This window comes from Eubacterium sp. MSJ-33, assembly GCF_022174665.1.
GTDB lineage: Bacteria > Bacillota > Clostridia > Lachnospirales > Lachnospiraceae > Coprococcus_C.
Window position 1 is genome coordinate 1,202,709 of sequence record NZ_CP076562.1, and the last position, 25,418, is coordinate 1,228,126.

At 43.3% G+C, this 25,418-nt stretch carries 20 protein-coding genes; 1 reads left to right on the forward strand and 19 read right to left on the reverse strand.

The features are described 5' to 3' along the window. Positions 1-2: 2 nt before the first annotated feature. From cysK to KP625_RS05665, 13 genes are all read right to left on the reverse strand, one after another. Positions 3-932, reverse strand: a complete 930-nt coding sequence (gene cysK / locus KP625_RS05605) for a cysteine synthase A (RefSeq protein WP_305000021.1) — start codon at positions 930-932, stop codon at positions 3-5. A 170-nt stretch (positions 933-1,102) separates the two neighbouring features. Further along, the gene (locus KP625_RS05610; RefSeq protein ID WP_238299714.1) at positions 1,103-3,439 is read right to left on the reverse strand and encodes a transglutaminase-like domain-containing protein; all 2,337 of its coding nucleotides are present in this window, start codon (positions 3,437-3,439) and stop codon (positions 1,103-1,105) included. 8 nt (positions 3,440-3,447) lie between these two features. Further along, positions 3,448-4,488, reverse strand: a complete 1,041-nt coding sequence (locus KP625_RS05615; protein ID WP_238299715.1) for a DUF58 domain-containing protein — start codon at positions 4,486-4,488, stop codon at positions 3,448-3,450. Positions 4,489-4,491: 3 nt separating this feature from the next. Beyond that, positions 4,492-5,427: an AAA family ATPase gene (locus tag KP625_RS05620; RefSeq protein WP_238299716.1), complete on the reverse strand. Its 936-nt coding sequence runs from the start codon at positions 5,425-5,427 to the stop codon at positions 4,492-4,494. A gap of 68 nt (positions 5,428-5,495) precedes the next feature. After that, on the reverse strand, positions 5,496-6,665 hold the full coding sequence (locus tag KP625_RS05625; RefSeq protein ID WP_177970299.1) for an NAD(P)-dependent malic enzyme: 1,170 nt from the start codon (positions 6,663-6,665) through the stop codon (positions 5,496-5,498). A gap of 53 nt (positions 6,666-6,718) precedes the next feature. After that, positions 6,719-6,979, reverse strand: coding sequence for a hypothetical protein (locus KP625_RS05630; RefSeq protein ID WP_238299717.1), 261 nt, complete (start codon positions 6,977-6,979; stop codon positions 6,719-6,721). 31 nt (positions 6,980-7,010) lie between these two features. After that, positions 7,011-7,682 (reverse strand): hypothetical protein, encoded by a 672-nt coding sequence (locus KP625_RS05635; RefSeq protein ID WP_238299718.1) that lies wholly within the window; start codon positions 7,680-7,682, stop codon positions 7,011-7,013. Between the two features lie 43 nt (positions 7,683-7,725). Continuing rightward, a complete protein-coding gene (locus tag KP625_RS05640) occupies positions 7,726-8,604 on the reverse strand; it encodes an SPL family radical SAM protein (RefSeq protein WP_238299719.1) in 879 nt (292 codons plus the stop codon). A gap of 20 nt (positions 8,605-8,624) precedes the next feature. After that, positions 8,625-13,025 (reverse strand): hypothetical protein, encoded by a 4,401-nt coding sequence (locus tag KP625_RS05645; protein ID WP_238299720.1) that lies wholly within the window; start codon positions 13,023-13,025, stop codon positions 8,625-8,627. Continuing rightward, positions 13,018-13,731 carry a DUF6063 family protein gene (locus tag KP625_RS05650; protein WP_238299721.1) on the reverse strand — a complete coding sequence of 238 codons (714 nt, stop codon included), beginning with the start codon at positions 13,729-13,731 and terminating at the stop codon, positions 13,018-13,020. Before KP625_RS05650 ends, KP625_RS05645 begins: the two co-directional genes overlap by 8 nt. Then, positions 13,731-15,305 (reverse strand): hypothetical protein, encoded by a 1,575-nt coding sequence (locus KP625_RS05655; protein ID WP_238299722.1) that lies wholly within the window; start codon positions 15,303-15,305, stop codon positions 13,731-13,733. The genes KP625_RS05650 and KP625_RS05655 overlap by 1 nt, the downstream gene beginning before the upstream one ends. 206 nt (positions 15,306-15,511) lie before the next feature. After that, positions 15,512-16,375: a class II fructose-1,6-bisphosphate aldolase gene (gene fba, locus KP625_RS05660; protein ID WP_177984246.1), complete on the reverse strand. Its 864-nt coding sequence runs from the start codon at positions 16,373-16,375 to the stop codon at positions 15,512-15,514. Between the two features lie 73 nt (positions 16,376-16,448). Next, positions 16,449-16,949, reverse strand: a complete 501-nt coding sequence (locus KP625_RS05665; protein ID WP_238299723.1) for a CarD family transcriptional regulator — start codon at positions 16,947-16,949, stop codon at positions 16,449-16,451. 267 nt (positions 16,950-17,216) lie between these two features. Between KP625_RS05665 and KP625_RS05670 the strand changes: the two genes are divergently transcribed. Next, entirely contained in the window at positions 17,217-19,520 is a 2,304-nt protein-coding gene (locus KP625_RS05670) for a substrate-binding and GGDEF domain-containing protein (RefSeq protein ID WP_238299724.1), read from the forward strand. 25 nt (positions 19,521-19,545) lie between these two features. Here the strand turns inward: KP625_RS05670 and KP625_RS05675 are convergent, their stop codons facing one another. The 6 genes from KP625_RS05675 to KP625_RS05700 all read right to left on the reverse strand — a co-directional run bounded on the left by KP625_RS05675 (position 19,546) and on the right by KP625_RS05700 (position 25,403). Further along, positions 19,546-19,722, reverse strand: coding sequence for a DUF951 domain-containing protein (locus KP625_RS05675; protein ID WP_177969527.1), 177 nt, complete (start codon positions 19,720-19,722; stop codon positions 19,546-19,548). Positions 19,723-19,801: 79 nt separating this feature from the next. Continuing rightward, entirely contained in the window at positions 19,802-20,461 is a 660-nt protein-coding gene (locus KP625_RS05680; RefSeq protein ID WP_238299725.1) for an HAD hydrolase-like protein, read from the reverse strand. Position 20,462: 1 nt separating this feature from the next. Continuing rightward, positions 20,463-20,846 carry a CBS domain-containing protein gene (locus KP625_RS05685; protein ID WP_238299726.1) on the reverse strand — a complete coding sequence of 128 codons (384 nt, stop codon included), beginning with the start codon at positions 20,844-20,846 and terminating at the stop codon, positions 20,463-20,465. Positions 20,847-20,918: 72 nt separating this feature from the next. After that, on the reverse strand, positions 20,919-21,947 hold the full coding sequence (locus tag KP625_RS05690) for a 3-deoxy-7-phosphoheptulonate synthase (protein WP_177969530.1): 1,029 nt from the start codon (positions 21,945-21,947) through the stop codon (positions 20,919-20,921). Positions 21,948-22,070: 123 nt separating this feature from the next. Beyond that, positions 22,071-24,695: an FtsX-like permease family protein gene (locus KP625_RS05695; protein WP_238299727.1), complete on the reverse strand. Its 2,625-nt coding sequence runs from the start codon at positions 24,693-24,695 to the stop codon at positions 22,071-22,073. A 6-nt stretch (positions 24,696-24,701) separates the two neighbouring features. Next, positions 24,702-25,403: an ABC transporter ATP-binding protein gene (locus KP625_RS05700; RefSeq protein ID WP_238299728.1), complete on the reverse strand. Its 702-nt coding sequence runs from the start codon at positions 25,401-25,403 to the stop codon at positions 24,702-24,704. Positions 25,404-25,418: the final 15 nt, after the last annotated feature.

The following is a 25,418-nucleotide window of genomic DNA, read 5'->3' on the forward strand; positions in this document are numbered from 1 at the left end:
TTTTATACAAACAGAGAAGTCGATAAATATCTCTCCCCTGTATCCGGAAGCAATACAACGATCATCTTGCCCTCGTTCTCCGGGCGTTTTGCAAGCTCTGTTGCCGCGGAAAGTGCAGCTCCGGAAGAAATACCAACAAGCACGCCATCCGTTCTTGCCACATCTCTGGATGTCTCAAACGCCGCATCGTTTTCTACCGGGATAATCTCATCTAAGATATCCATACGAAGCACATCCGGTACGAATCCTGCACCGATACCCTGAATCTTATGCGGTCCCGGCTTTCCTCCAGAAAGAACCGGGGAACTTGCAGGCTCTACCGCAACCACCTTGACATCCGGATTTTTCTCTTTCAAGCCAAGTCCGGTTCCTGTTACCGTTCCGCCTGTACCTACAGCCGATACGAAAATGTCGACCTGTCCGTCTGTATCATTCCAGATTTCCTGTGCTGTCGTTGCCTTATGGATGGCTGGATTTGCAGCATTCTCAAACTGCTGTGGAATAAATGCATTTCCATATTCCTCCTTCAGACTCTCTGCCTTGGCGATTGCGCCCTTCATGCCATCGCGTCCAGGTGTCAGGACGATTTCTGCTCCAAGCGCACCTACGATTTTCCGACGTTCCACACTCATCGTATCCGGCATCGTCAGAATCAGATGCAGTCCCTTTGCCGCACATACAAATGCAAGACCGATTCCGGTATTTCCGCTTGTCGGCTCAATGATGACGGTATCCTGATTGATCTTGCCATCCTTGATTCCCTGCTCAATCATTGCATTTGCAACACGATCTTTCACGCTTCCAAGTGGATTGAAGTATTCAAGCTTGACAACGATCTTTGCCTTTAATTCCTGCTCCTTCTCATAATTCGTAAGCTCGAGAAGCGGTGTATTTCCAATCAATTCAGTTAACTGTTTTACAATCTTCATAATTCCTGTCTCCTTTTATTTAAAATATTTTCCTACATATCATATTTATTTACTAGGAATAGTATGTATTCGTTGAAAACGATATTACTACTCAATTCCTACAAAGTCAATAGGCTTTTAAAGAAATTTAGAATTTTTTGGAAAAAAATAGACATGCATTTTTACATACATGTCTATTTCCTGACCGCCCTTCGCAATTTCTTCAGATATTCCCGCGTTTTTTTATAGGTAGTTTCCTCTACAGTCTGATTTGAAAATCCCGCAATATTTAAGGTTTCTATCACCTCATCCACATGCGCCTCAAGCTCTGTTTTTTTCTCTCCCGCCGTCATTTGTGCAAGCATATACAGGATCTGATTTTCATAGTTTTTACATGTTGCAAACTCTTTATGCCGCTTTCCGTATCGCTGTACTATCCTGCTGTAGTAAAGCACCAGCTTATCATTATAGGAAGCTTTTGCAAACCGGATGTAAAACAACAGCCAGATCACAAACCGTCTTCCAAACAGGAATACAACAAATAAAGCCGCGATTGCCACCAATCCATATACGATATTTTGCATCAGATTATCCGGAATTGTGAGCGCATTTCCATTCTCTGTAATCGTATCAGAACCACTTTCACTATCGCCCATAAAATCCGCAAATTCATCCCAGAAATTCGTGATATCTTCTTTCTCGTCCGAAGATGGTGTCACATCGACCGGATACCAGCCAATCACCGGATCATAGACTTCCACCCACGCATGAGCATCCGCATCGGTGACATTCACCTGTACATACGCGGTCTCACCAATCTCTGAATATCCATCATAATAATCTGCATAATCCGCTCCATCGACAAGTTCTCCACTTAAAATCTGCTCATAGTCGATCGCATACCCTTCCACATATCTCGTCGGAATTCCCATATATCGGAAGATCAGTACTGCCGCACTTGCAAAATACGAACAATATCCCTTTTTATTCTCCGTCAGGAAATAATTAATAAAATCCTTTTTCTTTGGTGTTTTTCCCGGACGGATCGTATATGGATAATTATCATCAAAATATTTTTTCAGTGATGCGATCACGTCCTCTGTCTTTCCAATCGTACCAAGTTCCGTCGCCACCTCCGACACTGCATCCATATTTTCCTCCGGCACATACAGATCCGCATCCGTGTATGCCTTTGTCTGATAGTCGACCGAAGCACGATTGTTCCCAACCCTTGGATAATACGTAATTGTGTATCCATTCCGTATCGTTCCCACATCATCCGTATAATATGGCTGATAGACCTGAGGATACACACCGACACACTGAATTTCCATCGTTGCTTTGGCACCGTCTGCCGCATTTTTCTCATACTGCTCTTTCAGCGACCTTGCCTCTGCATTCATATCCATGCCATCATATTCTTTAATCTCACTCATCGGCGTCCATTCATTTGCATAAGGATTATAACGCACTCCGGTAAATGATTTCAGGTAAATCCGGTTCGATGTATAAGGTGCAAGCTTCACAACCAGATCTGTCTGATTATCCAGATAAACCGTAGATACATCTCCAAGCTTTCCTCCGCCGACACCGCCATTGGTACCGGTTCTATGGTACAACCCCTCAAAGCCATCGACCAACAGTGTTGACATCGCTGCCATCGTTAATTTCTTATATTTGTTGCCGGTATATCCCACATTAAATGTATCCTTCGGGCGGAAGCTGCCTGCCATCGTCGTAACTAGTATCGCCGAAACAACCGCCAGTACACCCGCCTGCAGCATAGCTTTGACATCATAGACATAAGCAACTTCTTTTTTCTTCTTCCCTTGTACACAAAACCGTGCACTGCTCCGTTTCACCGCCACCTGCGGACTGTAATGCTTTCCTGCTTTAAATATAATTGCCATGGATACACCCGCAAGCATCATAAGCACATATAAAAGATCCGGCTCCATCGTCAGATAAAGCGGAATTACATTCAGAGACATAATAATCACGAACGCCGTCACATACTGCATCCGTCTGGAAATATAGACATTTAATAAGATATCGAGCACGATACCGATAAAGAGTGCAACAAATGTAACTGTCACATACCGGTTTCCGATCTTCTCCTCGTACAGTCTCTGAATATCTACATCAAAATACTGTGCCGCATTATCCACTGTGATATTCACAACTGCATAAAATCCACTATTGATATAATCACGGAATGTAAATACTAAAAATGCGAATGTAACAAACAAAAACAGATACCCGAGATTTTCCACCAGCAGACGATAATATAACATGGCACATCCAAGTGATGTCAGTAAAATCAGAACATGGCAAAGCACGACATGAAACGAAATGTTAAATGCCGTCAGATAAAAACCGATACTTCCCATTGAAAGAAGATAAACAATGAAACCCTTCAACAGCAAAGTAAGTACCCGGTTTTCCTTCTTTTCAAAGAATTCCTCCTGCAGGTACACACCCTCGCACAGTTCCATCGGTTCAATTGTATCTGCACCTTTCTTTTTTGCCATTCCAAAACCTACTCATTTTCCCGCACAACCATCTGTGCGCCCTGCCCATCTGTAAAAATATGCAGATATGCATGCATCTCCGGGTGAACCAATGCCATATGATCCGCTGCCTCACTCGGATTCTTATATGTTTTCTCGTAATACATGTGGGTAAACGCCACATCTAATTCTTCCTTATAATCAATTCTCACATCTTCATACTCATAACGGTTTGCGCTCCAATACAAAAGCCGCACCGTTGTCTGCTTCTGTATAAGTTCAAAAATAACCGAATACGTCATCGTCAGAACCGCTGCCAGGTTAACCGGCCGGTCAATAAAAAGCTCCGGTACGATTACAAGCTGATGATCTGACATGCTCACGCGATCCTTTACCATCAGGATATCCCGTTTTGCCGACAGCTTCCAGTGAATGCTCATCAGCTTATCGCCCGGAATATATTCCCGGACTTCCTGCACATCAGAGAAATCATTCCCCCGCTTCGAGCTTTCCTCGCTCTCCAACATGCCCTGTTCGAGCGCTGTCTTTTCATATGCGATATCCGTCACTGCCCGAGGCAGGATACTAAGCTCTGCGGTCTGCTCCACGTTTTTCTTCAATCGGAAAAATCCCATCAGATCTTTGATATACACACGTGACACGCTGATCTTTAACAGTCCTGGATACTTCGCCACAACCGGAAGCGTAAGTGTATATCCTTTTCCCGCATGTATCGGTACTGAGAATACCTGCTGCCCGATTGTCTCCATCAGCGCATTCTCCACATTCACGATCAGCTTCGTATCAAGTGAGACAAAACATGTGGGGTTTTTGACCTGTATCGTAAAATACGCAGTCTCCCCCTGTACCCCATAGGAATCCTGCGCATGATGAATCTCTACCTGTAAATAGCGCCGCAACACCCACACAGACAATGCGGAAAGAACCGGTCCTGCTACCATCAGCACGAGCACCAGAAAATAAAACTGGCTGTGCAGAAAATAGTAAATCATCGCATTTACAAAGAGCAATATCCCATATCCAATTATCCGAACAATATATTCTGTCAATCCTTATACCCTCGGTGCTGCAACATTTGCGATCACCATGCCGATTGCCTGCTGCATTGTGATTCCCTGTGCTTTTCCACGTGCTGAAAGCTTCACACGATGACCTAACACATCGCATGCCACATCCTGCACATCCTTCGCACATACATAATCCCTGCCATTGATCACTGCCATCGCCTTTGCCATGCGCAACAGCGCAATCGTACCTCGCGGGCTGGCTCCCATTGTGAAGATTTCCATCGTCCGGGTTGCCTCCACAAGATTTACAATATACTCATAGATATCATCTTTTACATAAAGATTATTTGTCATCGCACGAAGCGCAAGTACCTCTTCCATCGAGATTACTTCCTGCACCTTCGAAAGAGGACTACCTGCATTTCCCTTCAGGATTGCCACTGCATCCGCATGGCTCGGATACCCCATGGACAGACAGACCATAAAACGGTCAAGCTGGGATTCCGGCAGCATCTGCGTACCGGAAGAGCCATATGGATTCTCTGTTGCGATTACAACAAATGGATCCGGCAACGGTCGGGTCACACCATCAACCGTAGCCGTTTTTTCTTCCATAACCTCAAGCAATGCGGATTGTGTCTTCGGAGAGGTTCGATTAATCTCATCCGCTAAGAACAGATTTGTAAAGACTGCACCTTCGCGATATTCAAATTCCCTGGTAGCAGAGTTATACATAGAAAATCCTAAAATATCACTTGGTAATACATCGGGGGTAAACTGCACACGCTTATAGTGCATTGACATACTCTTTGCAAATGTTGTGGCAAGCGTTGTCTTACCTACACCCGGGATATCCTCCATCAGAATATGTCCGCCTGCAATCACAGCCGCGAGAACCTTCTTAACAACATCCTCCTTGCCTTTGATCACTTTATTTACTTCCGCCTGCACTTGTTCCAGCTTCTGACTCATCCCATCCATCTGCACACCTCCCACATCTTTACAACTACAATACCTGGAATTTTCTTCTTTTTTGATTTTCTGAATTATTACTTCACAATTCCAAGCTTCTTTGCTTCATCCGATACTGCCTTTGCAACCACCTTTGCAACCCTATCATCAAAAGCCCCCGGAATGATATACTCCGCATTTAATTCCTCATCTGTTACAATTGAAGCAATCGCCTTGGCTGCTGCAATCTTCATCTCCTCAGTGATAGCCTTTGCCTTCGCATCCAGTGCTCCACGGAAGATTCCAGGGAATACAAGCACGTTGTTAATCTGGTTTGGATAATCGGAACGTCCTGTTGCCATCACACGCACGCCGCCCTTCTTTGCTTCCTCCGGCATAATTTCAGGTGTTGGATTTGCCATTGCAAATACAATTGGATCTTTTGCCATAGATGCAACCATCTCCGAAGTTACAATGTTCGGTGCGGATACACCGATAAATACATCCTTCCCCTTCATGATCTCAGCAAGTGCCCCTGTCTGCTTGTCCTTGTTTGTCACCTCTGCCATTGCTGCCTGTGCCGGATTCATCCAATTTTCACCCGGACAGAGTGCTCCGTTTTTATCGACCAGTACCACATTACCGATACCGAGCGCAAGCAACAGCCTGCAGATGGAGATACCGGCAGATCCCGCCCCATTGATTACAACATTTGCCTGATCAAATGGCTTTCCAACCAGCTTCAACGCATTAATCAGACCTGCTGATACAACGATTGCTGTACCATGCTGATCATCATGAAATACCGGAATATCCAACTCTTCCTTCAAACGTCTCTCAATTTCAAAGCAACGCGGAGCAGAGATGTCTTCCAGATTGATACCGCCAAATACAGGTGCAATCCGCTTCACTGTTTCCACAATCTCATCAACATCCTTCGTATCCAGACAAATCGGAAATGCATCCACACCTGCAAATCGCTTGAACAAAACAGATTTTCCTTCCATAACCGGAATTGCCGCCTCGGGTCCAATATCGCCAAGTCCAAGCACAGCCGTACCATCGGATACAACAGCGACTGTGTTTGCCTTGCAGGTATATTTGTATACATCTGCCGGATTCGCATGAATCTTGCGGCATGGCTCCGCAACACCCGGTGTATAAGCAGTACTTAAGTCATCGCGGTCATTGATTGCAACCTTGGAGACAACTTCCAATTTACCATGATTTTCCTCATGCATCTTCAAGCTCATCTGATTATAGTCCATTCTTCATTTTCCTCTGCTTTCTTATAACTTTTATTTTTCAGGCACCTGTCTATTTAGTTCATCTTCACATGATCTATCTCATCATTGCAGTTTTTGATTGCCGCTTTCGCCGCGTCAATCTTCTCTACGAGCGGTAAAAACTCCGGATCCATCTGAGCACCTTCTTTGACCTTATTATAAAAGATCTCGCCGATTGCCTCGTATGTCTCTTTAATCGTTGCCTTTTCCTTGCTGATCTTCGCCTTCAGTTTTGTAACCTCCACTGCATCACCAGCTTCACTCTTTACTGTTTTTACAAAATCCTTAAATGCCATTTTCATACCCTCCTACACTTTATCTATTTTATTAACAGGTACTGCCTGTCTTTTTATACAACTTTAAACCATACATCTGTCCGAACAGATTCACTACTGCACAAACAAGATTTGCGATCAACACATACAGATAGATTGTATAAAGCCCCACCTGCTTATGCACTTCCACTCTGGAAAACATATTCGAGATATCCCCTGTTTTTGCATGTCCGACCAGATACAACACCAATGTGGCAACTGCCAATACAGTCATCGCTGCCGATATCGGGAAGAGTGGCTTCTTCTTCGGATTGATCGCCGTTACAGTGCCAACCAAAGACAATACAACCTGTACCGCCATCAACAGTCCCATCACATACAGGAAAATACGGATTGACGGACTGAAATCTGCTGCAACCAGATTATCACTCAAAAGAACGATATCCGTCTTTGTTTCATCATACAGCGTCTGCAAAATATAATAAAATCCTCTTGACGCTACAAGCATTGCCACCACCGCAGAAGCAGCTGCCATGATTGTCGTAATCATCGACATACCGGAATAAAAATTCATCTTTACATCTGCCGAAGGATCCGGCTGTGAATTTTTAATCACTGGGGCCTCTTCTGTCTTTTTATTCTCTTCCACAGATTTCTTTGTCTGCACCTGTGCCTGTCGCTGTTCCCTTTTTTCCTGTTGTCTTTCCTTTTTGCTCTTACTCATCTTCTCCATCTCCTCCATGTAAGAAAATCCTATTTTGAAACACCTATATCATATCAAATAAACTAAGCTGGGTACCAATCGTCTTATTCTTATACTCTCTTGTGAATCGAAGAAGTTCTTCCTTATCATATTGGATACCATGTGCCTCACACGTCTCACGGATATATGTCATGATTGCATCGTAATTTTCCGTCTTCAATGTCTTCTCGTCTCCATACACCTCTTCATAACGGTCATAAATATCCGGAAACTTCTTGTATAACTGCTGATAAAACCGTTCCCGGTTGCCCTCCCGCAATACCGGACACATCTTATCTGTCAATATACCATATACATTTGCCTGCTCACAATAAGAAAGCAGTTCCTGTATATTCTCCAGGCTGTCATTGATGAACGGAAGGATTGGTGCCAGTCTTACAATAACCGTTATGCCACGCGCTGTAAGCTTCTTCATCAGCATGAGACGTTCTGATGGAAGCGATGTGTCTGCCTCCATTTGTTTCGCCAACGCATCATCAGAAGTACTTAGACGGACAATCACAATACATTTTGTTTTACGATTGATCTTATCCAAGATATCTATATCCCGAAGCGCCAGCGTCGAATGTGTATATAATACCAATCCAAAATCAAATCGTTCAATCTGATTCAGGCATCGCCGCACCAACTGTAATTCTTCTTCGAGAGGTATATACGGTTCCGATGAAGCACCTATCTGTATCATACTTTTCGTCCGTTTTTTCTTTAACGCATACTCCAGCATATCCACTGCATGCGCTTTCACCTCAATATCATCAAACTCATGGTCCATCCTGTGACAGGTACTCCGTGCATCGCAAAACACACAGGAGTAACTGCATCCCCGATATACATTCAAACCATTTTGCGGAGATAAAATTGCCTTTACTTCCTTGTAGTGCATAACTTATCCTCTGTCTTTCCCTAGATAAAGTCGAAGCTGACCTGCTCATATTCCAGATCCTGATAAACAAGCTCCTCCTGCTCGACTTTGCTCGTATAATCGACAACCACGGTCAACTGCTTTCCACCTGCCATCTGTTGTCCTAAAATATAATTGACATCAAACCGTCCGGTAATCGCCGGTGTCGCGCCACGTGCCGGCACAATCAACTGCACATGATTTGCTGCAAGCAATGCGAAGATCGGCTCCCAGATATACACATCCTTCGCCGCACCAAACGGATTATCAATAAAGATTGTCTTTGTTCCCGTATCCTCATTTCCAGTCCGGTACATGCCGGAAATATAATTAATGATTGATATCAAAAACTGTATATAAATACCCTGTGACTGTCCGGTACTGCCAACCGCTTCCTCATACTTTAAATACCGGCTCTGTTCCCGTATCCGTTCACGCTTATACAGACTCAATCTAATCGCATTCATATCCGTCACAATCACGCTAAACAATTTCTTCAGTGTCAGACTGCCTCGAATGAATTTCATGCGATCCCGATCCTGCTCATAATCATCTGCCTGCGCCACAATGCGGTCAATATAATCTGACATTCTCTGCTTTAAGAATTCATCTTTCACATATGGAACCTGCAGGCCCACCATCTGGATCGCCTCATCATCCATAATAATTCTGGAAAGCTTTGGCAATTTATCCAACTCCGTCCGGACATCCAGACAACGCTGCAAGCACTGTTCCTCGAAGTTTGCCTTCAGACTCTCCATGTCAGTCAGGCTCTTCTCCACTCGATCCCTCTCCAGATGCACATAGCCAACCATAGACTCCAGATTGTCAACCAAAGTCTTTGCCTCTGCATAATCCTCTGGGATCCGTACGTCATCCCGGATAGTCCCTGCCAATTCATAGGCATGCATCTCATCAAACGCCTGTGCGGTATTTCCTTTGAACTTAAGCAATTCATTCTTTGCACGATCAAGTTGTTTGCATGTCCGGTCAAAATTCATAAGCTGCGATTCAAACATTTCCCGCAGTTTTTCTTTTTCTTCTCTCATTGGCTGTGCATGTTCCAGATTGATTTCGTGTGTTGTTACAATCCGCTTAACGTCTTTGTACAAATCCATCATATATCGCTGATTTTTCTCATATACACGATATTCCTCATCACACGCTTTTGCCTCCGCTTCCAGGCGGCTAAGCAATGTCTGTCCGCTTTCCAGACTCGCGATAATCTCAGATTCGCTTTCCTCCACTTCCTCGTAAGAACCATATCCATTTTGTATGTTCTCGATTGCATACTGAATACTTCCATCGAGCTTATCTGCTTTGGATCTGATTTCTGCAAGCTGACGCTCCTGCGTCTTTAACTGTTCTCGGGTCTGTGCAATATTATCACGGCAAGCCGTCATTACCTGATCATCCGACCGATATAGCAGATTCCGGCTCTCCAAATCTGCCAGTTCTGCAAAATCAACACCACGGCTTGCAATATTTTTCTTTGATTTCTCCATTGAAGCAAGCAGGGTCGCAATTACAAGCTGCTTATCTTCCATCGCATGTATGTCTCCACGGTTCTCATCCACCATTGTGCGGAATCGCGCACGCAGATCTTCATCTGATATGGTCAGAACATCATATTCCTGTTCCATATCATAATATGCATCATAGTTTTCTTTCCACTCCCGATTGAGCAATTCCAGTTTATCCTGCATAGAACGAATCTTTGCTTCTGCCTCTTCTGTATAAAGCCGGCTGTCCCCGCCTTGTTCCAGAAACATATTTTTCTGTTCTTCCATGCGTTCTAATTCTTTCTGTGCCTGTGCCTGCCGCTGCTCTTGTTTTGCAATTACCGCAGTCAGTTGTTCAACCGTATATAAACGATTGACATCCTCCAGACAGGATTCATATTCTTCCTTATAACCAGCCTGTTTTTCTTTTGACTCTGCAATCTTCTTGTGAATCAGTTCGAGTGCATCCATACAGACCGTCAGTTGCTGTTCTGTTTCCGCTGCCTGTTTTCTTGCATCTGCAAGTCTTTTCCCTGCCTGTAACAGATCCCGGTCGGACAACCGAATCAGGAATGCCTGGTCATCACGGTACGCGGAAAGCATCTCCTCCTGCATCGCAAGCTGATCCCCTATCTCTTTCTCCCGCTGCCGTTCTTTTGCTACAAGCTCACTAATTGTCTCTGCATCCAGCAGATATTCCGGTGTTGCCGATACTGCAAATACATTATCACCCAAATGCATTGCCATATCTTCCATATGATCCCGGTCATAGATATACACCGGTACTGATCCGGTATCAATCATGCGGATATTCGGATCTTCTTCCAGCGTATCATAATCTTCAGTCACAATTCCATAAACTAGCTGTGGGTTTGCCGAGAGAACCGCTGCCTGTTTTTCTGCCGGAAGCGCAGATACGTAATCCATACCGTACATTGCCGCAATTCCATGCCGTGTCTCTATATAATCCAGCACCTTTTTTGCTGCATCGGATACACCAATCAATCGTCCCTCTGCGAGACGATCCGCGTTTTTGGAGCAGTCCACGCCCTGTTTTTTCAAGTCTTCTATTTTTAATACCGCATCCCGGATACGATCTGTAAGCACATCCATCAATGCTTCCATCTCAACAGCTCCATAGATTGTCTGGATCTTGTGAAGCTTTTCTTCGGCCTCCTGATATGCCTGTTCCTTCGTGATCAGTTCTCCCAGAATCTTTTCATTTTCTGTCTGTCTGGATCGAAGCTGTATCAACTGTTCCTTCTGTGTTTCCTCTTCTGCCAGACACTCTGCAACAACAGCCTCTTCCTTCGACTGTTTTTCCTGCAGTTCCTGCAACAGCTGTTTCGATTCCTGCAATTGCTCCTTCGCGTCCGTAAAACGGATTTCATTCATCTGCATCCGAATCTCAGAAAGCTGTTCCGACAACTGTTTGATTTCCTCATCCGCTTCCTGCTTACTATGCTCCCAGACTGCCGTTTCTACCTGCATCTGTGCAAGCATTTTCTCATTGTACTGTTTCTTCGCCAGATTTCGATTTCTCTCATCCGTCAATTGTTCAATCTGATTGCGCAAATTCGTCATCTGCACATCCATGCGCATCTTTATATTATAGGCATATGTATATAACAGCGTCTCATCAAAAGAAGAAGCATTCATCTGCGCCTTCACCCACGCATCCAGTTCGTCCTTTTTTCTACGCTCCTCTACATACTCCAGATATTCATTCATGCTCTCTTTTTTTGCAAGATCCGCATGTTCTTCATCCAGACGTTTCTTCTGCAGATCCATCTGCTTTTCTGCCTGTTTTATCTGTCCAAGCAGCTGTTCCAGATGCCGCTTATCCCTAGATACCTTCAGGCATTCCATCCGTTTTCTCTGCGCATCCTTTGCTGCCCGTTTTTCGGTTCGTTTTTGATCCAGTTTCTCCAGCGCATCCGCATCATTTCTTACAAATTCTTCCCCAGTCACACAGATATCCGCGAGAAGCTGCTCCATAGATGTCTGTTCCTGATACAGTCCCATAAAAGACGCTACTTTATCGCGCAATACCTCCATCAGCTCCGCCTGATGATCATAGCTTGCAATATCCTTTTTCTTTCTTGCAAGTACCGTCAATTGCTCTTTGATATCCATGAGCATTTTCGCCATCGTATCAGAATCTTCTCCATCCCGCATCGTCTTAACCGCATACGCTTTCTCGATAATGCCCTCAATCAGCAGATCTTCTACGACCTTACGTGTCGTCTTATAATTTGTCTCAAAATAGGTACGGACATGTCCCTCTGTCTTGTTAATGCCCCGGATAATCTCCCACTGGCTCTCATGCAGACCATAATGACTGATAAATCTCTGATATTCACCCTTCCGGTCAAAAATCCGAATTTTCAAAGACATATCCCGATGTTCCAGCTCCTTCAGATAATTCCGGAGTCCCTGAAAGGTAATACGCTCTTTATCTCTGGATAACGGAAGGTTGATAATATCGTTCTTATTGTATTCCCGGTAGAAAATACAATAATTAAAATACTCAATTGCCGCAACATCTTTCTTTGCAGCCTCACCTTCCACTTCCTTTGCTTTGCGTGCGCAAAATCCCGTTGTCATATAACGGTAACCTTCCGCTCGATCCTGCTCATCCAATTTCCATTCCACAAGCGAATGAATCGTTGTGTTACCATTTCCTGTACGAAACAGTTTTTCGACTGGCTGTTTCTCATCCAATGTACAGTTTGGAATCATATTCTGCATCAGCAGAAGCATCAACACACTTTTTCCGCCACCGTTTGCAAGATCATACAATGTGTTTTTTCCATACATACGCATCGTGAAATCATCATAATACTGTGTTCCAAAATTATATTTTACATTATTCACCCGGATACGGTTGATACTAGGCATTGGCTTCTCCTCCCAGTACTTTATAGATTTTCCCTTTGTACTCTTCGAAATAATTCTCTACGATTGCATGAAACCGATCAGTCGGATAATACCGATCTTCCACTGTAATAAACAATTTCTGTTCCTGCAGAAAATTAAATGTCAGCTTGACATATCCCGTCCGTGATGCCCGGCTGGCACGGTTTTTATCCTTCTCATCTGATGTCACAAGCGGAAGCTCATCCCACAAAAGTGCCAGTGATTTAAAACTGTCCGCTTCCACATCACTCATCGAATATACGGATAAATCTTTGGTGATAGAAGCAAGATACGTTGTTACCTGCTCCAGAATATCTTCCAGTCGCACATATTCCTTCACCTGATATGATGCCGAATCCTGATAAAAAAGCAGCAGAAAATTATACATGATAAAATAAACCATATACAATTCCCGATTCAGACGCAGTCCAAGCGCCCGTTTCATATCATCGTTTGTATACCCGAATATCCGGTTTCCTTCTCCTGCCGTCAAATAAATTGCATCCTGATACTCATAGAGGTTCAGATTTAACTTCTTCATCATCTGTGTCACGATATCATACACAGCAGCATTTGCATAAAACTCTTCATACATGTCCCGTGTATCCGGATTGTTCCGTGAGATTTCCTGCCCGGTAATCAACGCGGCATACACGTCCAATGCTTTTTCCAGATTTCTCTGTTCCATTACTCTGCTGCCTCCCTTTCAAAATTCATATCCGTTACCACAAATGTATCAACTGCCTCTGCTTCCTTTATTTGTGGTTTTAACTCTACCTGTTCTGTTCCAAATGTGATTGCAAATCGAACATCCCGGATCTTTGTTTTTTCCTCTTCTGTCAGGTGTTCAACAACCATCTCTTCCAGCATCGTTTCCTGTTTTTCCAGCATAGATGCCACATCATAGACTTTCTTTCCGGACAGATGGACCAGAAATGCATAATAATCACGGTTCGTATAGATTTCCTCCCCAAATTTGATCTCCAAAATTCCGTTATATTCCTTTAACGTCACACAATTCCATTTTTTCAACTGATCACATAACTCATAAAAAAGCCGTGCAAAATTCTGTCCGATCTTCTGTTCCAAAATTTCATCTTCATATTTGAAATCCGGAGTCAGCTCCCGTTTTTCAATCTTTTCTGTCTCCTGCTTATCATCGCTCCGCAATGTCAGAATATTATCAATGTTACGCATTGTGAAATATTTATCTGTGTGCGGTGCAAAAAGCGGCTCGAGTACATGTGCAAGCATATCCGGCTTATCCTGCTTCATAATCGTATTTAATGCCTGTTTAAAATCAAATACAGGTCTTAGCTTCCGTAATTTGGCACGGTGAATAATCTGATCCGACAACTGCGATAATTCCGTTGTTTCACCGATTAACCGGCTATGATTGTAAATCGTCTTTTTCAGTTCCGTCTCCAACTGGCTGATCTCCGCGAGTGCTTTCGAATGTAATGACGGTGCACCTCCATCGGTATCCCGTTCAAACTCTGCCTTTTCAATTGCTTTGTCCACCAGAGCCTTATTCTTCACAAATAATTTTTGTTCTTCCGAAAACCATTTTGCAGTTGTATCCATAAAATGCTCGTACGCCTTCGCACCTTCAAACACATCAACACCCAACAGTTTTACGACCTGCTCCTTCTGTTCGATCAGAGATATCACCTGACTGTTGATCCGGCGCACAACATCAATCCCACCCTTAAAGTTGTTCGCATTGATCATCTTCTCCAGCAACAACTGTGATACGTTTATTTTGCTCTCGTCTTTGATTTCCTTAGTATCCAGATAAAACTCGATTCCTTCCGGTGTGATTGTATAAAAAACTGTTCCCTGTGTGATATGACTGTCAATCAGCTTCACACGCGCCACCTTATTCTCTCGCGCTTCCGGATCATAAAAACGGAACTCAAACGCACGTCCATCATTTTTAATCTTATCAAATATATAGGATATCAGCTCGCGTAATTCTGCTGCCTCCTCTTCTAATTTGAAATCCCGTATCAAAAGTTCCCGCAAAAATGTCTCATACTCTTCATATGTAACATCTTTCTCATGGAAATTATTCTCATTGATAAAAAAACGCAAGGTTGCCATCGTAATATATCCCATATCCAGAAACGCATATTTTCCTTCCTTGTACTGCGTAAAGGTCGTTTCGTTCAACACAAAAAAAGGATAGTATTTTTTCAGATTCTGCATCCGGGCGCTGTGCTCTGCAATTATATCATTGATCATTACGTGTTTAAGTGCCATGCGTGTGTTCCTTTTGTGACTTCTTTTCATTCTCGTTTGACAGTAGTTTACATAAAAGGGCATACTGTCACATAATTATAATAATTATAATACAAGCAAACAAAGGAAACAAGAGAAATAAGAAAGAAAACCGGCGAAAAAGCAGTAAAAAAGTCGCCCTACAAATGTAGGACGACCTGCATCTAGTTTTTTAATGAAGTTACTAATTAAGCCTTTCCAACAGATCCGAAAAGTTCCATCTTCTCTTTTACTGTTGCCTTGATAGCCTCTGCACCCGGTGCAAGGAGCTTACGTGGATCAAATCCCTTACCTTCAAGATCCTTACCAGCTTCAATGTACTTTCTTGTAGCTTCCTGGAATGAAAGCTGACACTCTGTATTTACATTGATCTTAGATACACCAAGTGTAATTGCCTTCTTGATCATATCAGCAGGAATGCCTGTACCACCGTGAAGTACCAATGGCATAACACCTGTCTTCTGCTGGATTGCATCCAATGTCTCGAAAGAAAGTCCCTTCCAATTTGCCGGATACTTACCATGAATATTACCAATACCTGCAGCAAGCATATCTACGCCAAGGTCTGCGATTGTCTTACATTCCTCAGGATCTGCACACTCACCCATACCTACAACGCCGTCTTCTTCTCCACCGATCGAACCAACTTCACACTCGATAGAAAGACCAAGCTGATGTGCTACATTTACAAGCTCTGTAGACTTTGCAAGGTTCTCTTCGAATGGATAGTGAGAACCATCAAACATGATAGATGTGAAGCCAGCCTTGATACACTTATAACATCCTTCGTATGTTCCATGATCCAAATGCAGTGCTACCGGAACCGTGATTCCAAGTTCCTCGTCCATAGCCTTAACCATAGCTGCAACTGTCTTGAATCCTGTCATATACTTTCCGGCACCCTCAGATACACCAAGGATAACAGGGGAGTTTAATTCCTGTGCTGTTAAAAGAATTGACTTTGTCCACTCAAGGTTATTAATGTTGAACTGACCAACTGCATAATGACCAGCCTTAGCCTTTTTCAACATTTCTGTAGCTGAAACTAACATTTGTAATTCCTCCATTTTCTTTATTTTATCCTAGATAGGCACATTATACTATACTATCTCAAAAAATAAAAGACTATTGCTTACAATAATCCAAAAATTTCTCTTTAATCTCTTCACGCTCTTTTCCAAGCACCAGGGCAAGCTCGCTGTACAAACCATCTTCCGCCAGCTTCATATACCTCTCATCTGTGACAGTTACTTTCTTTCCATGTGCCTCACGTTCTTGTTTTCGAATCAGCAAAGCCTTGATTACCTGAACACACTGTCTGAGATCACAGCTTTTCATAGCCTTTTTATAACTGTCATCCCGCATTCTCTCACTTTCCACTTGCAGCGGTTCGATTCCTTTCACTTCTTTCATCAAAGCATCCGCCTCCTCGGCAGAAATGACACTTCGCAGTACCACCCGGCTGTTGTCTGTCGGGCAGAACAAACGGCTGTCTCTTGTCTTTTCCGGCACTAACACATAATACAATTTGTCTGCATCAATTCCTGCTATATCCGGATGTGTAATTTCCTCCACCCGGCATATGCCATTACTTCCATATACGATATAATCTCCTACATGAAACACTCTCTCGCCTCCATTTTTCCTGTTCAAACCCATTGAAATCTCTTGTAATAATGATACCACGTTTTCCCATCCACAGTAAGTCGGTTTTTCTGAATCTCCGGATTTTCAGCACTTTTGCAAATATGCTTTACTATTTTTTTGTGTTTTTTCACAATGAAATGATACATTTTTTACAAAATCCGAAAAACATGTTGAAATTTCAATTAAAATGTCGATAATGAAATTATAAGTGATTTGTTCGGTTTCAATACGCAAGGGGGAATTTCTTTGAGAAAAAACATTGGATTACTAATCGATGATTTGAATACTGAATATACATCTGCGGCGGTGAAAGGTGCTGAATTGGGGGCACGTGCCATTGATGCCAATATGTATATATTTCCTGGTATGTATCTTGATAATACTCAATTTTTTGACAAGCATCTGCAGTATGAATATCAGTACAACACCTTGTTCCAATTTGCAAATGATAATCATCTGGATATTCTCTATATTATGATGGGAATGATTGGTTGTCGTATAAATCTGGAAGCACGTCGGAAATTTCTTGCTCAGTTTCTTGGAATTCCTGTTGTGATTCTCTACACAGACATGCCGGGATATCCTTCTATTATCTTTGATAATCAGGGAGCATTTATGCACGGTATTCGTCACCTGATTGTCGATCATGGTGCAAAAAAAATCGGTTTTGTAAGCGGACCGAAAACAAACATCGATGCCATGGAACGTTTGAGCGCATATCGGAAAGTTCTGGAAGAACAGAACATTCCATACAATGAAAATTATGTTGTGTATGGCAATTTCGAAGAAAACAGTGATAAATTAATTGGAGCATTTGTCTCTACACATCCGGAATTAGATGCTATTATCTTTGCGAATGATGAGATGGCAAAAGGCGGATACCATGTATTTAACAAGCTTGGAATCAAAGTTGGGAAAGATCTTCTGGCTATTAGCTTCGACAATGCTCCGTTTGCATCTACGTTGAATCCGCCACTTACGACCATTGAAGCAAATGCGGCAGAATTATCGTATACGGCAATCGTCCGCATGAACGATTTCCTAGATGACACATCCGTACAGCGTACACAGCGTGTTGCAACACACTATATTCATCGTTGTTCCTGCGGCTGTGCGAATTACGACTATGACTCTCTTGCTTCAAAGCTCTGTCTGATTGATCTCCTCGATGAAGAAAAAAGACCGGATGTGTTGCGGCATATCATGAATTACCTGTTCAGCACATATACCGGGACTGACATTATTCTTCAATTAAAGGATGATTTGTCTGTATTCTTCCGTCTGGTCTGTGATTTAACACATTCGGATGATATTGCGGCAGACCGTCTCGACATAAAAACAATATTTACACAGATTGTAGAACAGCCGATCTTCTCTTATACTTCGGTTGAGTTTTTTGTTAATCTGCTGTTTTCTCTACAATTTGTACTGGAGCGGCAGATTGCGGATCCGGAGAAACGGATTGCCTTTGTTGATGTATTTTCATCGATGTTCCAGCATCTTTCTATCTCCAACTTCCGTACCTACCAGAAGCAATACAGCAGTATGTCACAGATTACACATTTGGTAGATGAGATCAGTGCGAACCTGTCACAGTCGAAATTAATGGAGCTTCCATTTGAATCGGTCCTGAAAAATATGAGTTCCATCGGAGTCCATGCATCCTTCCTGTACACATATAAACATCCAATCAATCATCCACGTGATACAGCCTTCCGCAAACCGGATTCCTTACTGTTACGTGCATATACAATTGAGAATCAGTCATTTGGTGTACCAAAGAGTGAACAGCTTGTGACGGTCAACAGCATATTTAATAACACAAAGCTAAGACAGGATAAGCGAAGAACTTACATTCTGGCACCGCTCTTCTCCCAGGAACAGTTGCTTGGCCTGATTGTATGCGATACGGATATCGAATATTTTAATATGATTCCATCTCTTGGCATCCATATTTCGGCAGCTTTAAAGACATTGCTCCTGTTAGAACAGCAACAGGAAATCAGTGCACATCTGCAGCAGAACCTAGATCAGATGTCCAAGCATAACCTGATCTTAAAAGAGATATCGAAAACAGATCAATTAACCGGTTTATACAACCGCTGGGGTTTCCTGGATTATGTAAAAACCATTACAGAGAATCCAATGAACAAAAACCGTGAGATTCTTGTGCTTTACGCAGATATGGATAATCTGAAAATGATCAACGATAAATACGGACATGATGAGGGTGATTTTGCACTTCGTGAAATCGGTTCCATCTTAAAGGAAGCTTTCCGTAACACCGATGTTATCTCCCGTTTTGGTGGTGATGAATTTGTTGCATTTGCCCTACTCGGCATACCGAATTATGAAAAGATCATGAAGCATCGTATTTCTGAGATTACAGAGCGTCATAACCAGATGGTTCAGAAACCATATCGGATAGAGATGAGTATTGGTATATGTGAAGTAACCTGCTCCAAAGATCTTGACATTGAGAAGGTCCTGGAACAGGCAGATAAAAAACTTTACATTGAAAAGAAAGCAAAAAAAGAAAAGAGAAAGTAGCAAATCCGCTACTTTCTCTTTTGACTTATTCTACGAATCCGCGAAAACCTTTTTCTACTGTGCGCCGTGGAATCATAACCATATGACCACAAGTTCTGCATTTCAATCGAAAGTCCATGCCTACTCGTTGAATCTCCCATGTATTACCCCCACACGGATGTGGTTTTTTCATTTGAATACACTGTCCTATCTGAAAATCCATAGCCTTAACCTCTTTCCTATGTTAGATTCAATCATTCACATTTACAGCATCGTACCCGGTTTCCCACATACAGGAAACACTATTGCAAAATCATCTTCACCATCTCTTTTGCATCGGCTGCAACATATCTACAGGCACAGGCATCAAACTCTTCCTTACTTCCATATCCAAACAACACGCCGATCGTATCAATCCCAAATTCTCTGGCACCAAGCACATCAAATTTTCGGTCACCAACCATAATAATATCATCAACCGCTGGCTTTATCTGATTTGCTGCAATACTTGTAATCAGATATTCAATCACCGCCGCCTTCGTATCTCTTGCCTTATCAAAGGTACTCCCTGCAATAATATCAAAATATCCATCCAACTTCAGATTTTCCAGAATCTGCTTTGCATAAAGCTCCGGCTTTGATGTTGCCACATAGAGATGACACCCATGTTTCCGTAATGTCCAAAACGCCTGTTCCATCCCTGGCATAATGTCATTTTGATAAATTCCCTTCGTACTGTAATATTCACGGTAATAAAGAATTGCCTGTTCGGTATCTTCCTCTGACAGCCCGTGATAGTCCCGGAAAGAATCGCGAAGCGGAGGGCCTATATATGGATACAGGGTGGTACGATCTTCAACTGTAATACCAAACCTTGAAAGCGCATACAATACCCCGTTGATAATGCCCTCTTCCGGCTCCGTTATCGTTCCATCCAAATCAAAAAACACATACTTATACATTTTAGTTCTTCAGATACAGAATGATACTCTTTCGTGTGATAATTCCGATAAAACAATCCCGGTCATCTACCACACAAAGAAAATTCCGATCCAGAATCCTTTCCATAATCTCATCTTTTTCCACAGTATTTAATACCTTAGCGCCCTCATCCTTATTAACGATATCCGCTACCTTATACTTGGCAAGATTCTCCCGTCCATACCCCATGACCGCACGAAGAAAATCCCCTTCGCTGGCAATTCCGACATAATGTCCCTGATCGTCCACAACCGGAATCGCAGTATACGTTGTACCAAGCAAAAACGCAACCGCCTGATTCAAAGGATCATTTGCATTCAGATACGTTAATGTATGCTTCGGAATCAATATACTAAAAATATTCATACGTAACCTCCTGGCTCAAAATAAGCTGCCGATTGGTCCAAACCAGCAGCCTATACATAAGTCTTAATTTGCTTACAGCTGCTCTGCCATCTCCAGAAGCAGTCTCTCTGTCTTCTTCCATCCAAGACACGGATCTGTGATAGACTTACCATAGCATCCACCACCGATTGGCTGGTTTCCATCCTCGATATAGCTCTCTACCATAACACCCTTAACCAAATGTTTAACTTCATCACTGTGTCTTCTGCTGTGCAGAATCTCATTCACGATACGAGGCTGCTCATCCCACTTCTTACCGGAGTTATTGTGATTTGCATCCACGATACATGCAGGATTTACAAGCTTGTACTTGCCATATGCCTCTGCAAGATATTTGAGATCCTCATAATGATAGTTTGGAATCGAACGTCCGCTCTTGCTCAAAGATCCACGCAGGATACAGTGTGCCAATGGATTTCCATCCGTCTTTGCCTCATATCCCGAAAACAGGAACGTATGCTTTGCCTGTGCAGCCACACAGGAATTGAGCATAACAGCGAAATCGCCACTCGTTGGGTTCTTCATTCCTACCGGAACATCAATACCACTGGATGTCAGACGATGTGCCTGGTTCTCCACACTTCTTGCTCCGATTGCTACATAAGAAAGTATATCTTCCAGATATGGCCAATTATCTGTATACAGCATCTCATCGGCTGCTGTAAGCCCTGTCTCTCGGATTGCTTTGATATGCATCTTACGGATTGCCTTTACACCCTCGATAAAATCCGGCTTATCCTCCGGGTTTGGCTGATGCAGCATGCCCTTATATCCGGAACCGTTCGTACGTGGTTTGTTTGTATAGATTCTTGGAATTACTAATACCTTATCCTTGATTTTCTCCGCAACTGCTGCCAGTCTGCACAGATAATCAAGCACAGAATTCTCATAATCCGCAGAACAAGGACCGATGATTGCGATGAATTTATCGGACTCACCGGTAAATATCTTTTTAATCTCGGCATCTCTTTTTGCCTTAATCTCCTGTAACTCTTTGTCCATCGGATGCGCTGCGCGAATCTCTTCCGGCGTTGGAACCGCCTTTACCATATGTAAACCCATTTCTTTTTCCTCCAAATATTACTTATGCGTCTTTGTCAATATTGGTAAATGCATATCTGAGCTGCTTTTTTTGATTACACAGTCTGACTTGCACACACTGACGCAAATTATATTATAACATACTTACTCGATAGACTTCAACGATTCCGCCATATCTATTTTATCAATTTTCCGGCGCATGACCAGATCCACAACAATCAGGAATGCCAGTACAATCAAAACGCTATACAGATAACTGATATTCATGATTCTCGTTGCAAATGCCACCATATCGACCTGAATCTGGGACATAACAAACCGATGTAACAAACAGCCGAGCGGTAGTCCGACAACGATTCCCATCAGTGTCAGTACGAGATTCTCCCGGAAAACATACGATCCTGTCTCTCCCGGATAAAAGCCAAGTACCTTGATGGTTGCGATTTCCCGCACACGCTCCGTAATATTGATATTGCTTAAGTTGAATAACACGATAAATGCAAGAGCGCCCGCACTGCCGATAACAAGTCCGACAACCGCATCCATCATCTTCATCATATTCTCCACACGGTCTTTGATGTCTGCTACAACCGAGACACTCATCACCGGGGAGAGAGCAGATAGTTTTCCGCCTGCCTCATAGGCGGTACTGTCCGTATCGACATGTACATACATAGTGTTCGGATCACAGGTCTTGTCAAAATACTGCTCGTAGCATTCCGGTGTGATATATGCGTAGTGCCATACATAGTTTTCGAAGATTCCCGATACCGTAAGCGTCACATCTCCCGCATCCGTATCATGCAGGGTAATCGGATCGCCAACCGTCACATCTGCAATCTCCGCAATTTTCTTTGACAACATCACCTCACCGTTTCCCGGATAAGAGCCATTCTTTGTTGTCATATCAAACTTCACAAAGCCATCTAAATCTTCCGGTTCTGCAGCAATCAGATACACTGTTTTAATTGCGGAAGCTGCATGATATTCTACCGTGCTTTTGAAGAGTGCCGTAGATGATTCAAAGCCATCGCCGACAGCATCTTCCACCTCCTGCTGTATATCCTTGTTATATGTGCCTTTCAAGGTTACTTCCATATCGTAAGTATCGATATCTCCATACTGGAATTCTGCCAGATTCGATACCGAATCCTTCACTCCGAGCCCCGTCAGGACAAGCGCCGTACATCCGGCAATACCAAGCAGCATCATAAACATACGCTTCTTAAAACGGAATACATTTCGTGCTGTTACCTTATGTAAGAATTTCATTGGCTTCCAGATAAAAGGAATCCGTTCCAGTAAGATTCGCTTACCCGCTGCCGGTGCTTTCGGCCGGATCAGCTCTGCCGGCATACACCGAAGCTCATTGATGCAGGCAAGGAACGCCGTTCCCATTGAGCAAAACAGCGATACAATCAGGCAGATTACAAAAAGTCCCGGTGAAAAATAAAATTCGATACCTGTTCCGAAGTCATACAACATCTTATACGCCTCAGATATTACATACGGGAACAGATAGCTTCCTCCGAAAAAACCAATCACGCATCCAAGAAATGCTGAACTTCCGGAATAAATCAGATACTTCGCCATGATGCTTCCATTTGTATAGCCAAGTGCCCGGTACGTTCCGATCTGTCCACGCTCATCATCTACCATACGTGTCATCGTTGTCGAACAGACAAGTGCCGCAATCAGGAAGAAAAAGATTGGGAATACCTTTGCCACGCCATCGACGATGTTCGTATCATTGTCATAGCACATATACCCGACATTAGTTGAACGATCCAGCACATAAGTCTTCACTTCACCAAATGCTTCCTTCGCCGCCTGTTCTCCATATTCCTGTACGAGCGCATCCTGCTGTTCCTGTGTAAGCGGCTGTAACTGTTCCATCTGGGCTATCTGCTCCTGCGTGAGCGTATCAATCTGTGCATCCTGCATCATCGCCTGTAATTCTTGCTGCTGTTTTTCAACCGCGTCCTCCACAAGTTTCCTGCCCAACTCTGTCACAAGCCGGTCATACCGATTATCCGTAACCTCCTGCAATGCTGTTTCCATATCCGGGGTGACGTCGTCGATAAAATCATCATATGCATCCGTGTAAATGTCATAGGAATCCTGACTTTTCACATAGATTTCTTTATATGCATCAAAGGAAAATCCGTCTTCCGGAATGAAAATAAACGCACTGACCCGCCCATTTCCAAGCGTTGTCGTGCCTCGTTCAATATTGATATACATCGGTGAATTCACTGTACCGACAACTTTGTATTTCTTATGTGCAAATGCATCTTTTGTATCCTTCGTATTGCTGTCCGCAATCTCGATTTCCTGTCCGATGATATCCTGTCCCTTGAACTGATATGCATCCACCACACATTCATCGTCCGCTTCCGGCATACGCCCATCCCGTAGTTCCAGTGTATTCACATGCTCCGTAATGGACTGTGCCCGCAACACCTTCTCCTTGCCATCCGTATCTTCATAAATCATATCTTCGTAATAAGAACCATCTGCCTCCAGCACATGATCCTGCTTCCGCATTTCTTCCACAGCCTCCGTGTCAAATCCAATTGAAGAAAGCAGCCGAAAATCATAGAAATTATACTCCCGCAGATAGTTATTGCCGGTTTCCACCATGCCGGGTTTCGTCACTTTGAGGCCGGAGAAAAATCCAACACCAAGCGCAATGATTGCAAGAATTGCCAGATAACGTCCCATACTCTGTCCAATTGTTCTACGTATATTTTTTCTATATGCCCGCATCTTCTATCACCACTCAATTTCTTCTACCGGTACAATCTGTTCATTCATCTTCACCGAAGCAATCTTACCACTCTTTACTTTGATGATCCGGTCTGCCATCGCCGTAAGTGCCTGATTGTGGGTAATGATCACAACGGTCATGCCACGCTTCCGGCTGCAATCCTGCAACAGCTTTAAGATTGCCTTTCCCGTCTCGTAATCAAGAGCTCCTGTCGGCTCATCACAGAGCAGAAGCTTCGGATTCTTTGCAAGCGCACGTGCGATTGCCACACGCTGCTGCTCGCCTCCGGATAGCTGTGCCGGGAAATTATTCATACGTTCTTCCAGTCCGACATGAACAAGCACCTCTGACGGATTCATCGGATCTTTGGATAGCTGTGATGCAATCTCGACATTCTCCAGAGCAGTCAGGTTCGGAATCAGATTATAAAACTGAAATACAAATCCGATATCCCGCCGCCTGTACGTTGCAAGCTGCTTCTTGTTGTAATCCGAAACCGCTGTGCCATCCAGATACACTTCGCCTTCGGTCAGACGGTCCATACCGCCAAGGATATTCAGCAGGGTGGTCTTACCTGCCCCCGACTGTCCTACGATGACACAGATCTCGCCCTTCCCGATCTCAAAGGATGCATCCTTTAAGGCTTCAACCCTGACATCTCCGGTCTTATAGGTTTTGCTTACATTCTTAAACTCTACATAACTCATTTGTGTGTTCCTTTC

Bases quoted from the DNA above. Each gene is read 5' to 3' on its own strand.
- KP625_RS05690 (WP_177969530.1), bottom strand. From the start codon at position 21,947: ATGGGTTTACATATGGTAAAGGCGGTTCCAACGCCGGAAGAGATTCGC.
- KP625_RS05650 (WP_238299721.1), bottom strand. From the start codon at position 13,731: ATGGAACAGAGAAATCTGGAAAAAGCATTGGACGTGTATGCCGCGTTG.
- KP625_RS05680 (WP_238299725.1), bottom strand. From the start codon at position 20,461: ATGTATAAGTATGTGTTTTTTGATTTGGATGGAACGATAACGGAGCCG.
- KP625_RS05620 (WP_238299716.1), bottom strand. From the start codon at position 5,427: ATGGATGGGATGAGTCAGAAGCTGGAACAAGTGCAGGCGGAAGTAAAT.
- KP625_RS05640 (WP_238299719.1), bottom strand. From the start codon at position 8,604: ATGCACTACAAGGAAGTAAAGGCAATTTTATCTCCGCAAAATGGTTTG.
- KP625_RS05645 (WP_238299720.1), bottom strand. From the start codon at position 13,025: ATGCCTAGTATCAACCGTATCCGGGTGAATAATGTAAAATATAATTTT.
- KP625_RS05685 (WP_238299726.1), bottom strand. From the start codon at position 20,846: ATGAATATTTTTAGTATATTGATTCCGAAGCATACATTAACGTATCTG.
- KP625_RS05625 (WP_177970299.1), bottom strand. From the start codon at position 6,665: ATGGACTATAATCAGATGAGCTTGAAGATGCATGAGGAAAATCATGGT.
- KP625_RS05700 (WP_238299728.1), bottom strand. From the start codon at position 25,403: ATGAGTTATGTAGAGTTTAAGAATGTAAGCAAAACCTATAAGACCGGA.
- fba (WP_177984246.1), bottom strand. From the start codon at position 16,375: ATGTTAGTTTCAGCTACAGAAATGTTGAAAAAGGCTAAGGCTGGTCAT.
- KP625_RS05655 (WP_238299722.1), bottom strand. From the start codon at position 15,305: ATGGCACTTAAACACGTAATGATCAATGATATAATTGCAGAGCACAGC.
- KP625_RS05635 (WP_238299718.1), bottom strand. From the start codon at position 7,682: ATGAGTAAGAGCAAAAAGGAAAGACAACAGGAAAAAAGGGAACAGCGA.
- KP625_RS05630 (WP_238299717.1), bottom strand. From the start codon at position 6,979: ATGGCATTTAAGGATTTTGTAAAAACAGTAAAGAGTGAAGCTGGTGAT.
- KP625_RS05610 (WP_238299714.1), bottom strand. From the start codon at position 3,439: ATGGCAAAAAAGAAAGGTGCAGATACAATTGAACCGATGGAACTGTGC.
- KP625_RS05695 (WP_238299727.1), bottom strand. From the start codon at position 24,695: ATGCGGGCATATAGAAAAAATATACGTAGAACAATTGGACAGAGTATG.
- KP625_RS05675 (WP_177969527.1), bottom strand. From the start codon at position 19,722: ATGGATTTTCAGATAGGACAGTGTATTCAAATGAAAAAACCACATCCG.